The organism is Streptomyces sp. NPDC031049, from assembly GCF_055571015.1.
The window spans coordinates 120779-134146 of the sequence record NZ_JBVIGC010000002.1; the positions used below are offsets into that span (position 1 = coordinate 120779).

General features: G+C 69.8%; 14 protein-coding genes. 10 read left to right on the forward strand and 4 right to left on the reverse strand.

The window, feature by feature from the left end:
* Window positions 1–447: 447 nt before the first annotated feature.
* The gene (locus ACZ45Q_RS03990; RefSeq protein ID WP_468254524.1) at window positions 448–2799 is read left to right on the forward strand and encodes an immune inhibitor A domain-containing protein; all 2352 of its coding nucleotides are present in this window, start codon (window positions 448–450) and stop codon (window positions 2797–2799) included.
* Between the two features lie 135 nt (window positions 2800–2934).
* Window positions 2935–3276: a hypothetical protein gene (locus ACZ45Q_RS03995; protein ID WP_468254525.1), complete on the forward strand. Its 342-nt coding sequence runs from the start codon at window positions 2935–2937 to the stop codon at window positions 3274–3276.
* Between the two features lie 34 nt (window positions 3277–3310).
* Here ACZ45Q_RS03995 and ACZ45Q_RS04000 read toward each other — a convergent pair whose 3' ends face one another.
* Window positions 3311–3898 carry a nicotinamidase gene (locus tag ACZ45Q_RS04000; protein ID WP_468254526.1) on the reverse strand — a complete coding sequence of 196 codons (588 nt, stop codon included), beginning with the start codon at window positions 3896–3898 and terminating at the stop codon, window positions 3311–3313.
* Between the two features lie 145 nt (window positions 3899–4043).
* Window positions 4044–5441 carry a nicotinate phosphoribosyltransferase gene (locus tag ACZ45Q_RS04005; protein ID WP_468254529.1) on the reverse strand — a complete coding sequence of 466 codons (1398 nt, stop codon included), beginning with the start codon at window positions 5439–5441 and terminating at the stop codon, window positions 4044–4046.
* A 107-nt stretch (window positions 5442–5548) separates the two neighbouring features.
* Between ACZ45Q_RS04005 and clpS the strand changes: the two genes are divergently transcribed.
* The 7 genes from clpS (at window position 5549) to ACZ45Q_RS04040 (ending at window position 10384) form a co-directional block, all read left to right on the forward strand.
* Window positions 5549–5866 carry an ATP-dependent Clp protease adapter ClpS gene (gene clpS, locus ACZ45Q_RS04010; protein ID WP_416526875.1) on the forward strand — a complete coding sequence of 106 codons (318 nt, stop codon included), beginning with the start codon at window positions 5549–5551 and terminating at the stop codon, window positions 5864–5866.
* Window positions 5867–5908: 42 nt separating this feature from the next.
* Window positions 5909–6517 carry a DUF2017 domain-containing protein gene (locus ACZ45Q_RS04015; RefSeq protein WP_468254531.1) on the forward strand — a complete coding sequence of 203 codons (609 nt, stop codon included), beginning with the start codon at window positions 5909–5911 and terminating at the stop codon, window positions 6515–6517.
* A gap of 364 nt (window positions 6518–6881) precedes the next feature.
* The gene (locus ACZ45Q_RS04020) at window positions 6882–8306 is read left to right on the forward strand and encodes an amino acid permease (protein ID WP_468254534.1); all 1425 of its coding nucleotides are present in this window, start codon (window positions 6882–6884) and stop codon (window positions 8304–8306) included.
* A 146-nt stretch (window positions 8307–8452) separates the two neighbouring features.
* Window positions 8453–8875, forward strand: coding sequence for a M67 family metallopeptidase (locus ACZ45Q_RS04025; RefSeq protein WP_416526879.1), 423 nt, complete (start codon window positions 8453–8455; stop codon window positions 8873–8875).
* Between the two features lie 79 nt (window positions 8876–8954).
* Window positions 8955–9050, forward strand: coding sequence for a putative leader peptide (locus ACZ45Q_RS04030; protein ID WP_019065921.1), 96 nt, complete (start codon window positions 8955–8957; stop codon window positions 9048–9050).
* Between the two features lie 99 nt (window positions 9051–9149).
* Window positions 9150–9428, forward strand: a complete 279-nt coding sequence (locus ACZ45Q_RS04035; RefSeq protein WP_468254538.1) for a MoaD/ThiS family protein — start codon at window positions 9150–9152, stop codon at window positions 9426–9428.
* A 5-nt stretch (window positions 9429–9433) separates the two neighbouring features.
* Window positions 9434–10384, forward strand: a complete 951-nt coding sequence (locus tag ACZ45Q_RS04040) for a PLP-dependent cysteine synthase family protein (protein WP_468254541.1) — start codon at window positions 9434–9436, stop codon at window positions 10382–10384.
* A gap of 48 nt (window positions 10385–10432) precedes the next feature.
* Here the strand turns inward: ACZ45Q_RS04040 and ACZ45Q_RS04045 are convergent, their stop codons facing one another.
* Complete coding sequence (locus ACZ45Q_RS04045) at window positions 10433–10897, reverse strand: type II toxin-antitoxin system PemK/MazF family toxin (RefSeq protein ID WP_468254543.1); 465 nt, start codon at window positions 10895–10897, stop codon at window positions 10433–10435.
* A gap of 228 nt (window positions 10898–11125) precedes the next feature.
* Here ACZ45Q_RS04045 and ACZ45Q_RS04050 point away from each other — a divergent pair, with 228 nt between their 5' ends.
* On the forward strand, window positions 11126–11878 hold the full coding sequence (locus tag ACZ45Q_RS04050; RefSeq protein WP_468254544.1) for an MBL fold metallo-hydrolase: 753 nt from the start codon (window positions 11126–11128) through the stop codon (window positions 11876–11878).
* An 81-nt stretch (window positions 11879–11959) separates the two neighbouring features.
* Here ACZ45Q_RS04050 and ACZ45Q_RS04055 read toward each other — a convergent pair whose 3' ends face one another.
* Window positions 11960–13210, reverse strand: coding sequence for a PTS transporter subunit EIIC (locus ACZ45Q_RS04055; protein WP_468254547.1), 1251 nt, complete (start codon window positions 13208–13210; stop codon window positions 11960–11962).
* Window positions 13211–13368: the final 158 nt, after the last annotated feature.

Here is a 13368-nt window from a genome sequence, read left to right on the forward strand (position 1 = left end):
ACGTCAGGGCGTTCCGCCAATCGACTCTAGTCGCCTGCATGCCCGAGGGGAACGAACAGTAAGCGTGACCTGACCAACAGTGCCGATGCACGGGGGGCGCACGGAGTCATGGCGTCCAGCAAGTGGACGGTCTCGCGCGCCCGTTCGAGGACCTCGGTGACGGTCTCGGCGGCTCACCCGTCCCGTCGCCCGCCCCGCCGTCTGTTCCGTCGCCCGCCCCGCCGTCTGTCCCGTGGTCTGCCCCGTGGTCTGCCCCGCCCTCTGTCCGCAAAGCGGACGCGCGCTCCGCATAGTGCACTTGATCTGCTCAAGTCAAGGTCTGTCTTTTCCGGCGAACCTCTAGTCAAATGTCGTCACTTGAAAACACGCGTTGATCACGCGTGCGCGGACCCCTGCACGCCTCTCTGACCCCCCATCCGCGCACGCGCACGCGGGGGAGGAACTCAAGTGACCAGTAGACCCTGGACGTTGAGAGCGGCGGCCACCGCCGTCGCCATCGCCGCGGCGGGCGCCACGCTCTCCGCCGCCGGCGTCGTGCAGGCGGACGTGCCCGTCCGTCCGGAGGCCGTGGACCGCCAGGACCCGCACCCGGCGAAGGACAACCACGGGCACGACCTCGAAGGCCCGCTGAGCAAGACTCAGGAGGCCCAGCGCGAGGAGGCCCTGAAGCAGGTCATCTCCGGCAAGGCCTCGGTGAAGAAGAAGGACGGCTCCAACGTCGTCCAGCTGAAGAGCAAGAAGGGCGACGCCAAGTACGTCGAACTGGGCCGGGAGAAGACCGACAAGATCTTCACCATCCTGGTCGAGTTCGGCGACGAGATCGACAGCCGCTACGGCGGCACCCCGGGCCCGCTGCACAACCAGATAGCCAAGCCGGACCGCCGTACGGACAACTCCACGGCGTGGAAGGCCGACTACGACCGGCAGCACTTCGAGGACCTGTACTTCGGCTCCGGCAAGGGCGTCAACTCGGTCAAGACCTACTACGAGAAGCAGTCCTCCGGCCGCTACTCGGTCGAGGGCGAGGTCTCCGACTGGGTCAAGGTCCCCTACAACGAGGCCCGCTACGGCAACAACGCCTGCGGCCAGACCAACTGCCCGAGCGTGTGGAACGTCGTCAGCGACGGCCTGAACGCCTGGGTCGAGCAGCAGAAGGCGGCCGGCCGCAGCGACGCCCAGATCAAGGCGGACGTCGCCCGCTTCGACGAGTGGGACCGCTACGACTTCGACGGCGACGGCGACTTCAACGAGCCCGACGGCTACATCGACCACTTCCAGATCGTGCACGCCGGCGAGGACGAGTCCGCGGGCGGCGGCGCCCAGGGCACCGACGCGATCTGGGCCCACCGCTGGTACGCCTTCGGCACCGACGCCGGCGCCACCGGTCCCGAGCAGAACAGGCTGGGCGGCGCACAGATCGGCTCCACCGGTGTCTGGGTCGGCGACTACACCATTCAGCCGGAGAACGGCGGACTCGGCGTCTTCGCCCACGAGTACGGCCACGACCTCGGTCTGCCGGACCACTACGACACCGCGGGCGGCGAGAACTCCACCGGCTTCTGGACCCTGATGTCCTCCGGTTCCTGGCTGGGCACCGGCCGCAACGAGATCGGCGACCTGCCCGGCGACATGACCGCCTGGGACAAGCTCCAGCTCGGCTGGCTGAACTACGACACCGCCAAGGCCGGGGTGAACTCCTGGCACAAGCTGGGCGTGGCCGAGTACAACACCAAGCACAAGCAGGCGCTCGTCGTCGAGCTGCCGAAGAAGGCGGTCACCACCGAGATCGTCGAGCCCGCCGAGGGCAAGACCCAGTGGTGGAGCGGCAGCGGCGACAACCTCAAGAACACGCTGACGCGTTCGGTCGACCTCACCGGTACGTCGTCCGCCGAGCTGACCTTCGACGGCTGGTACGACATCGAGGCCAACTACGACTACCTCTACACCGAGGTCTCCACCGACGGCGGCGCCAACTGGACCGCCGTCGACGGCACCGTGGACGGCAAGCCGATCCCGCGCGACGGCAGCGACAAGCCCGCCCTGCACGGCACGCTCGAGGGCTACACGAAGTTCGCGTACTCCCTCGACGCCTACGCCGGCCAGAAGATCGACCTGCGCTTCCGCTACCAGACCGACGGCGGCGTGGCCCAGAAGGGCTTCACGGCCGACGCGATCACGGTGACCGCGGACGGCGCGGCGGTGTTCACCGACAACGCCGAGTCCGAGGACGCGGCCTGGACGAAGAGCGGCTTCTCGCGCGTGGGTGCGTCCTTCACCAAGGACTACGCCCAGTACTACATCGCCGAGAACCGGCAGTACGTGTCGTACGACAAGACGCTGAAGGTGGGCCCGTACAACTTCGGCTTCACCGAGCGCCCGGACTGGGTCGAGCACTACGCGTACCAGAACGGCCTGCTCATCTGGAAGTGGGACACCTCGCAGGCGGACAACAACACCAGCCAGCACCCCGGCACGGGTCTGGTCCTGCCCGTCGACTCCCACCCGACCGCGCTGAAGTGGGCCGACGGCACGCTGATGCGCAACCGGATCCAGAGCTACGACTCGCCGTTCAGCAAGTACCGCACCGACGGCATGACGCTGCACAAGGCGGACGTGGCGAAGTACATCCCGGGCTCGAAGGGTGTGTCGGTCTTCAACGACCGCAAGAACGACTACTACGACGAGTCGAACCCGACCGGCGGCGTCAAGATCACTGACACCAACACGAAGATCAAGATCCTCAAGGAGGCCAGGAACGGCTCGACCATCGAGCTGGAGGTCGGCCCCGCAGGTAGGTAAGACAGCATCTTCGCAGGTCAGAGCATGATCGGCGGCGACCCTCTAGCGGGTCGCCGCCGATCCGTGTTTAGGTGCGTCCTGTGGTTCTCTTATTGACACACGGATCGACACCGACCGACACGGGGGTATGACCGCATGGCCGCAGGAGGCTTCTGCAAGCTGCCGAACGGCACCGTGGTGGTGGCGCTGAACCTGCCCAGCCCCGCCGCCGACGGACCGGGCAGTGTCCGGGTGCTCGTGCACGCGGCGAACCGGGCGCGCGCCCTGACCAGGCTGCGCAACCTGGGGCTGCGGGCGGTCTACCTGCGGGGCAACGCGGCCCCGCCGAGCCCGGACGAGATCACCGCGGTCCTGCACCACCCGGACGGCCTGATATGGCGTACGGCCCCGGCGGGTGGCATCACGGGCCTCGACCCGGTGCAGGAGCTGTGGCACCCCATCCGGGCCCTGCTCAGACGCCCGTCGGCCCAGACCTGACGTCCGGCGGCCTCCGCGTGAGGGGTTCGGCGGGCTACTGGACGACCGGCTTGCCGGACAGCTCCACGCCCGCCTCCCGCAGCTCCTCCAGCGCCCGCTCGGTGGTCTCCGGGGCCACTCCGGCGGTCAGGTCGAGCAGGACGTGGGTGCGAAAGCCCTCCCGCGCGGCGTCCAGCGCGGTGGCGCGCACACAGTGGTCCGTGGCGATGCCCACCACGTCCACCTCGTCGATCCTGCGCTCCCGCAGCCAGTCGGCGAGCGGCACGCCGTTCTCGTCGGTGCCCTCGAAACCGCTGTAGGCGGCGGAGTACGCACCCTTGTCGAAGACGGCGTCGACACCGCCGGAGGCGACGGCGGGCGCGAAGTTCGGGTGGAAGCCGACGCCCTCCGTGCCGGCCACGCAGTGCGCCGGCCAGGAGTGGACGAAGTCGGGGTTGTCGGCGAAGTGGCCGCCGGGCGCGATGTGGTGGTCGCGGGTGGCCACGACATGGCGGTAGCCGGCCGGCGCCTGCCCGATCAGCTCGGTGATGGCGGCGGCCACGTCGGCACCCCCGGCCACCGCGAGGCTGCCTCCCTCACAGAAGTCGTTCTGCACGTCTACGACGATCAAGGCGCGGCGCATGGCGGGTGTCCTTCGGCTATGAGGTCCGGGAGGGGGCGGGGGGCAGCGGGGGCCGGCCCGGAGGCTGCTGCACCTCCGAGCCTATGGACGTCGAGGGCGGTCCGGGAGAGGCCACCACGGGCTGCATCGCGTCGTCGCACCAGCTTTAGCTACCCGACCCCCCGTGCAGGTACTCCGTCGGAAGGACGGGTTCCCCGCGGGAGAGCTGGGTGGCGGACAGCGGCAGCCGCGCACGGGCCGCGATGTGCCGGTCGCGTGCGGCGTCCAGGGGCTCGCGGGCGACCGCCTCGCCGCCCTTGATCAGCTCGACCAGCAGCTGCCGGTCGGCCAGCTCGTCGGGCACGGGCCCGGTGCCGACCACCTCGGCCTCGGCCACCCCGTGGGCGTCCAGGCGCCGGGCGGCCCACTTGCGTCCGCCGACGGACGTCTTGCCGCCGGAGGACTTCTTGGCCACCGGCACCAGCGGGGCGTCGGGGCCGGCGGACTCCGCGCGGGCGACGAGCTTGTAGACCATCGACGCCGTCGGGTGCCCCGAGCCGGTCACCAGCTGGGTGCCGACGCCGTACGCGTCCACGGGCGCCGCCGCCAGCGAGGCGATGGCGTACTCGTCCAGGTCGGAGGTGACGACGATCTTCGTCCCGGTGGCGCCCAGCTCGTCCAGCTGCCGGCGCACCCGGTGGGCGACCAGCAGCAGGTCGCCGGAGTCGATCCGCACCGCGCCCAGCCCGGTGCCGGCCACCTCCACGGCCGTACGGACCGCCTCGGCGACGTCGTAGGTGTCGACCAGCAGGGTCGTGCCCCGGCCCAGGGTGTCCACCTGGGCGCGGAAGGCGTCCCGCTCGCTGTCGTGCAGCAGCGTGAAGGCGTGCGCGGAGGTGCCCACGGTCGGGATGCCGTAGCGGAAGCCGGCGGCCAGGTCGGAGGTGGTGCTGAAACCGCCGACGTAGGCGGCGCGGGCGGCGGCCACCGCGGCCAGCTCGTGGGTGCGTCGGGCGCCCATCTCGATCAGCGGCCGGTCCCCGGCGGCGGAGGCCATGCGGGAGGCCGCCGCCGCGATGGCCGAGTCGTGGTTGAGGATGGACAGGATCACGGTCTCCAGCAGCACGCACTCGGCGAAGGTGCCCTCGATCCGCATGATCGGCGAGCCCGGGAAGTAGACCTCGCCCTCGGGGTAGCCCCACACGTCCCCGCCGAAGCGGTAGCCGGCGAGCCACTCCAGGGTCTCCTCGTCGACGATGCCGCGCTCGCGCAGGAAGGCGAGGACGTCCGCGTCGAAACGGAAGTTCTCCACCGCGTCCAGGACCCGTCCGGTGCCGGCGACGACCCCGTAGCGGCGTCCCTCCGGCAGTCGCCGGGTGAAGACCTCGAACACGCTCCGCCGCCCGGCCGTGCCCGCCTTCAGGGCGCCTTGCAGCATGGTCAGCTCGTACTGGTCCGTGAAGAGCGCCGTCGAGGGAACGCCCACCCGTCGCCCGCCACCACCCTTACGCGGAAGCGCTTCGCGCTCCTCTTCTTCCGGCAGCCCAACGTCCGCTGTGTTCATGACGAGCATGGTACCCCCATTTCGTCAGTCTGACGATTTAGGGTCCGGCGGGCTCACGGCGCGGCTCCGCAGGCCCGTTTGTGCGAGTACCCCCCTGTGGTGGCAGCATGGGCCATGTGACGGCAGCCGCACCCATCGAGATCGAGAAGACCGAGTCGGCGGAAGAGGTCTCCGCCGTGCCCGAGCCCGACGTGCCCTGGGTGACGATCGTCCACAACGACCCCGTCAACCTCATGAGCTACGTGACGTACGTCTTCCAGTCGTACTTCGGCTATTCCAAGGACAAGGCCACCAAGCTCATGCTCGACGTCCACCACAAGGGCCGGGCGGTCGTCTCCAGCGGCACCCGCGAGGAGATGGAGCGGGACGTCCAGGCCATGCACGGCTACGGTCTGTGGGCCACCCTCCAGCAGGACCGGAAATGACCCACCGCCCGCCCGCAGGACGGAAGTAGCTGAAACCCCTCCATGCCAGGACACTTCGAACCGCTCCCCGGCGGCGGCGCGGCCGTCGCACTCGACGACGTCGAGATCTCCATCATCCGGTCGCTGGCCGTGCAGCTGCTCGAGCTGATCGGCCCCGGCCCCGCGGGGGACGCGCCCGGCGACCCGCTCGCCGAGCTGTTCGCCGACGGCCCCAGCGAGCCGCCCTCCGACCCGGTGCTGCGGCGCCTGTTCCCCGACGCCTACGGCGACCCCGAGGCGACGCCGGGCCCGCGCGAGGCGGAGGAGCGGCGGGCGTACTCCGCCGAGTTCCGCCGCTACACCGAGAACGACCTGCGGGCCGGCAAGCGCGACAACGCCCTCGCCGTGGTCCGGGCCCTGGACGCGCTCGCCTCGGAGGCGGCGGATGAGGGCGGGGCCGTGCTGAAGCTCTCCGCCGGGGAGTCCCGGCAGTGGCTCGGCGCGCTCAACGACCTGCGGCTGGCGATCGGCGCCCGGCTGGAGATCACGGACGAGGACGACACCGAGCTGCTCTACCGGCTCCCGGACGAGGACCCGCGCAAGCCGATGGTCATGGCGTATCTGTGGCTGGGCGGGCTCCAGGAGACGCTGGTCTCCACCTTGATGCCCTGATCGCCCGGTTTCACGGGTGAAGGCCCGGTTCGGGCGTCCGCTCAGCGGACGATCAAATCCGGGTAATGATCGAGTCAAGGAAACGCCCCTGTATGTCCCCTTGGGGCGTTCTTTGCGCGTTTCTGTCTGTGTGCTGCGTCACAAAGCGCCTTCCTGATCTCCGGCCCCGGCGTGGTAAATCTTCACGACCGCCCGGCGAACACCACCCGAATGTTCGGCGGGTGCGCCACCGAGCCGGCGGACCGCCGGCCAGGCACGAGCGGACCTGGGAATGCCCGCTCAGCTCCATCATCCGGGGGGATCGAGATCCGATCCGGGGCCGACGCGAAGGTCCGGGTCGGCGTGGAGAAAGGCGCACCAACACATGACCTCAGCGCAGGTCGACCAGGCGAACGCCCCGGAAGAGGGGTACGAGCGCGGGCTCAACAGCCGTCAGGTCCAGATGATCGCGATCGGCGGCGCCATCGGCGTGGGCCTCTTCCTGGGGGCCGGGGCCAACATCGCCAAGGCGGGCCCCAGCATCATCCTGATGTACGCCCTGGCGGGCGTGATCATCTTCTTCATCATGCGGGCCCTCGGCGAGCTGCTGCTCTACCGCCCCGTCTCCGGCTCCTTCGCCGAGTACTCCCGCGAGTTCCTCGGCCCGTTCTTCGGCTACTTCACCGGCTGGACGTACTGGCTGATGTGGGTGGTCACCGGCATGGCCGAGCTGACCGCCGCCGCCATCTACATCAACTTCTGGTTCCCCGCGATCCCGCAGTGGGTCTCGGCGCTGGTCTTCCTCGTCCTGCTGTTCGCGGCCAACCTGATCTCGGTGAAGCTGTTCGGCGAGATCGAGTTCTGGTTCTCGATGATCAAGGTCACCGCGATCATCGGCATGATCGTCATCGGCCTGGGGGTGCTCACCCTCGGCTTCAGCCAGGCCGGCGACACCGCCGCCGTCTCCAACCTGTGGGCCTTCGACGGCTTCTTCCCCAAGGGCATCGGCTCCTCCCTGATGACCCTCCAGGGGGTGATGTTCGCCTACCTCGCCGTCGAACTGGTCGGCGTCACCGCCGGCGAGTCGGAGAACCCGGAGAAGACCCTCCCCAAGGCGATCAACACGCTGCCCTGGCGCATCGCGCTGTTCTACATCGGCGCCCTCACCGTCATCCTGTGCGTGGTGAAGTGGACCGAGTTCGCCGAGGGCGTCAGCCCCTTCGTGAAGGCCTTCGCCGTCATCGGCATCCCGGCCGGCGCCGGCATCGTCAACTTCGTCGTCCTGACCGCCGCGCTGTCCTCCTGCAACTCCGGCATGTACTCCACCGGCCGGATGCTGCGCACCCTCGCGGACAACGGCGAGGCGCCGCGGGTCTTCCGGCGGCTGTCGTCGACCAGGACCCCGGCCCTCGGCATCGCCGTCTCGGTCGTCTTCATGGGCATCGGCGTGGTGCTCAACTACACCGTGCCGGAGAAGGCGTTCGGCTACGTCACCTCCGTCGCCACCGCGGCCGGCATCTGGACGTGGCTGATGATCCTGATCAGCCACGTCCGCTACCGCCGCCAGGTCGTCGCGGGCCGCCTGCCCGCCTCGTCCTTCCCGGCGCCCGGCGGCTCGGTGTGCTCCTGGATCGCCATCGCCTTCCTGCTGTTCGTCACCTGCCTGATCGCCTACGACGCCGACGCCCGGGTCTGCCTGTACGTGATGGCCGGCTGGGCCGCCGCCCTGGCGATCGGCTGGGCGGTCCTCAGGAGCCGCAACCCGCAGATCACCGAGCGCCGCCCGTCGGAGTTCGAGAAGGTCGGCTGACCAGCGCGTTTTCCGCTCATCCGCGGAGGCCCGGCCGCCCGGGGACGCCTGGCGCCCCGGCGCGGCCGCCACCCTGGTGTCCGGCATGTGGGCCACCCCGTACCACCCATCGGTACGGGGTGGCCCTTCTGCTTATCCTGGCACCCATGCTGACCATCACCCAGGCCCTCTACGACCAGATCGTCGCCCACGCCCGGGCCGACCACCCCGACGAGGCGTGCGGCGTGGTCGCCGGCCCCGTCGGCGAGGGCCGCCCCGAGCGCTTCGTCCCGATGCTCAACGCCGCCCGCTCGCCCACGTTCTACGAGTTCGACTCGCAGGACCTGCTCAAGCTCTACCGCGAGATGGACGACCGCGACGAGGAGCCGGTGGTCATCTACCACTCGCACACGGCGACCGAGGCCTACCCCTCGCGCACCGACATCTCCTACGCCAACGAGCCCGGCGCCCACTACGTCCTCGTCTCCACCGCCGACACCGACGGCGCCGGCGAGTTCCAGTTCCGGTCGTTCCGGATCGTGGAGGGCGAGGTGACCGAGGAGGAGGTCAAGGTGGTGGAGGCCTACTGATCCCGCCCACTGGACGCAAAGCGCCCGGTATGTGAGATCACACTCCGGGAGCCGTACCGGGAATCGATACGATGAGCCCATGGTTCTTCTCGACGTGAGCGACAAGGCGCCGGGCACGCTGCTCGTGGCGCGGCTGCACGTCGACCTGTGCAGGCTGAACAGCGCCATCTGTTGATCTTCCGCCGCCGCCGTACGGCCCCTGCTCCCCGGGGCGCGGCGGTGCCGCCGTGCGCCGTTTCGAACCTACGACACCTTCCGACAGGAGCCCTCAGCCATGGCCATCGAGGTCCGCATCCCGACCATCCTCCGCCAGTACACCGACGGTCAGAAGGCGGTGGAGGGCACCGGAGACACCCTCGCCGAACTCTTCACCGACCTCGAGTCCCGGCATGCGGGCATCCAGGACCGCATCGTCGACGGCGACCAGCTGCGCCGCTTCGTGAACGTCTACCTCAACGACGAGGACGTCCGCTTCCTCGACGGCATCAACACCAAGCTCGCCGACGGCGACAGCGTCACGATCCTGCCGGCGGTCGCCGGCGGTATGGCCTGATCGGGATGCGGTACGACTCGCCGCTGGCCGCGGTGGGCAACACCCCCCTGGTGCGCCTGCCGCGGCTCTCGCCGTCCGACGACGTCCGCATCTGGGCCAAGCTGGAGGACCGCAATCCCACCGGCTCGGTCAAGGACCGCCCGGCCCTGCACATGATCGAGCAGGCGGAGAAGGACGGCCGCCTCACGCCCGGCTGCACGATCCTCGAGCCCACCAGCGGCAACACCGGCATCTCGCTCGCCATGGCGGCCAGGCTCAAGGGCTACCGCATCGTGTGCGTGATGCCCGAGAACACCTCGCAGGAGCGCCGCGACCTGCTCGCCATGTGGGGCGCGGAGATCATCTCCTCCCCGGCAGCGGGCGGCTCCAACACCGCCGTACGGGTCGCCAAGGAGCTGTCCGCCGAGCACCCGGACTGGGTGATGCTCTACCAGTACGGCAACCCCGACAACGCCGGCGCCCACTACGCCACCACGGGCCCGGAGATCCTCGCCGACCTGCCGTCCGTCACGCACTTCGTCGCCGGACTCGGCACCACCGGCACCCTCATGGGCGTCGGCCGCTACCTGCGCGAGCACAAGCCGGACGTGAAGATCGTCGCCGCCGAACCGCGCTACGACGACCTGGTCTACGGCCTGCGCAACCTCGACGAGGGCTTCGTGCCCGAGCTGTACGACTCCTCCGTGCTGACCACCCGCTTCTCGGTCGGCTCCGCCGACGCGGTCACCCGCACCCGGGAGCTGCTCCAGCAGGAGGGCATCTTCGCGGGCGTCTCCACCGGCGCCGCGCTGCACGCCGCGATCGGCGTCGGCAAGAAGGCGGTGAAGGCGGGCGAGAGCGCCGACATCGTCTTCGTCGTCGCCGACGGCGGCTGGAAGTACCTCTCCACCGGCGTCTACACGGCGGTCACCACCGAGGAAGCCATCGAGACCCTCCAGGGTCAGCTCTGGGCGTGAGCCCGCACCGGCACCGGCCCCGGGGGTCTCACCGGGCGGGGTGAGGCCTCACAGGGCGAGGTGCCGGACCTGGTCCCACAGGACCGGGTCCACCTCGCCCACCCGGCGCCGGAAGTCCCGCACCGGGACCTCCCGGAGCTCGTCCGTCTCCAGGTAGCTGGTCCGGCCCCGCGCGTCACCGACCGCGCCGGGCGGCAGCGGGATGACCCCGGCGCGCTCCTCCCGGTACCGGCTGGTGATCTTGGCGACCAGCGCCCGCCGCCGGTGCACGGACAGCACGAGACACGGCCGGTCCTTGGCACCCGGGCCGTCCTCGTAGGGCACGTTGGCCCACCAGATCTCCGCCGGCCGCGGCCGGACGGCGGCGGCCCGCTCACCCGGGCGCCCCGGCGGCCTGCGCCGGCCCCGCGGACCGGGCGGCCGGTGCCCCCGGCGGCCCCAGCCGTCGACGAGCGCGGCGACGAGCGCCAGCAGCACCACTGCGGCGAGCGCGAGCCACCACGACGTATCCATACGACGACGTTACCGGCGCGCGCCTCATTCGCGCGCCCCCTCACCCGCCTCGCACTCCCCACGTCCAGCCGAACCGGTGACACCACAGGTGAGTTCGCCCACAACGGCCCCTGGCGGAGGAGCGACCTGAGGTTTCGCGCCTTACGCTCGACGGACCGCACGACCCCCGTTTCTCCGTATCCGCTCTCCGTATCCGCCAGATATTCCGCCAGCGGAGGTTTCTGCTTCATGAAGCTCACCGTCGTCGGCTGCTCGGGGTCGTTCCCGTCCGCGGAATCGGCCTGCTCGAGCTACCTCGTCGAGGCCGACGGCTTCCGGCTGCTCCTCGACATGGGCAACGGCGCCCTGGGCGAGTTGCAGCGCCACTGCGGTCTCTACGACCTCGACGCGATCTTCCTCAGTCATCTGCACGCCGACCACTGCATCGACATGTGCGCCTATTTCGTGGCGCGCTACTACCGGCACGACGGCGGTCGCTGTGCGCCCCTGCCGGTCTTCGGACCGGAGGGCACCGAGCACCGGCTGACCACCGCCTACGCCGACACCCCCTCCGCCTCCTCCATGAGCGAGGTCTTCGACTTCCACACGGTCAAGCCGGGCACCTTCGAGATCGGCCCCTTCACCGTGCACACCGACCAGGTGGCCCACCCCGTCGAGGCCTACGGCGTCCGCATCGAGCACGGCGGCAGGTCGCTGACGTACTCCGGCGACACCGGCGTCACGGCCGCGCTGGACGAGCTGGCCCGGGACGCCGACCTCTTCCTGTGCGAGGCCGCCTTCACGCACGGCAAGGAGTCCATCCCCGACCTCCACCTCAACGGCCGGGAGGCCGGCGAGACGGCCACCCGCGCCGGCGCCCGCCGCCTGGTCCTCACCCACATCCCCCCGTGGACCGACCCCCGGACCAATCTGACCGACGCCCGCGCGGTGTACGACGGCCCGGTGGAACTGGCGGCGCCGGGGGCCGTCTACGAGGTCTGAAGCGCCCGGTTCCGGACACGGACACGACCGAGGCCCCGGAGCGATCGCCGCTCCGGGGCCTCGGTCGTGCACTGCGGTCGCTCACGCCTTCGTGAGGTCCTCGACCTCCTCCTCGGGCTCCCGGCCCGGGGTCGGCAGGTTGAACTTGACGATCGCGAAGCGGAAGACCGTGTAGTAGATCGCCGCGAACACCAGACCGATCGGGATGATCATCCAGGGCTTGGTCGCCAGGTTCCAGTTCAGCGCGTAGTCGATGAAGCCCGCGGAGAACGTGAAGCCGGCGTGGACGCCGAGGGCCCAGGTGATCGCCATCGACAGGGCGGTGAGCACCGCGTGGATCACGTAGAGCACCGGCGCGATGAACATGAAGGCGAACTCGATGGGCTCGGTCACACCGGTGACGAAGGAGGTCAGCGCGAGCGAGACCATCATGCCCATCACGGCCTTGCGGCGCTCGGGGCGGGCGGCGTGCGCGATGGCGATGGCGGCGGCCGGCAGGCCGAACATCATGATCGGGAAGAAGCCCGACATGAACTGGCCGGCGGTCGGGTCACCCGCGAAGAACCGGTTCAGGTCACCGTGCACGACCTCGCCCGCGGCGTTGGTGAAGTCGCCGATCTGGAACCAGGAGACGGTGTTGACGAACTGGTGCATGCCGATCGGGATCAGCGCGCGGTTGATCAGACCGAACAGACCGGCGCCCGCCGCGCCGAGGCCGGTGATCCACTCACCCGCGTCCGAGATGACCTCGCCGATCGGCTCCCAGACCAGGCCGAAGAAGACGCCCACGGCGGTGCCGACGAAGGCCATGATGATCGGCACCAGCCGGCGTCCGTTGAAGAAGCCGAGCCAGTCCACCAGCTTCTTGCGGTGGTACCGCTGCCACAGCACCGCGGCCAGCAGGCCCATCAGGATGCCGCCGAGGACACCGGGGTTGTTGTAGGTCGCGGCCACGTCCTCGCCGGCCTTGATCTGCGCCTCGGTGACGGGGAAGGCCTTCAGGACGTTGCTGTAGACCAGGAAGCCGACCAGGGCGGCCAGGGCCGTGGAGCCGTCGGCCTTCTTGGCGAAGCCGATGGCGACGCCGATGCAGAACAGCATCGGCAGGTTGTCGAAGATGGCACCACCGGCGGTGGCGAACACGGCCGCGACCTTGTCCCAGCCGAGCCCGTCCTCGCCGAAGACGTCCGGCTGGCCCAGACGCAGCAGGATGCCCGCCGCCGGCAGCACGGCGATCGGCAGCTGGAGACTGCGGCCGATCTTCTGAAGACCCTGGAAAAGACCGGATCCCCGCCTCTTTGCGGGGGCCGCCTTGTCGGTGGCGGTGCTCATACTTCCTCCATCGGGTGGTGGTCTACACCACTCAGTGGTGTAGACCTGTTGTAGCACGATGAAGGGCCCATAAGGAACCCGCGATTCCAGCTACCGTCCGGCTACGGAAAGTGCCGGAAAACGGGCACGGCGAAGGCCCCCGGACGGGCGGTCCGAGG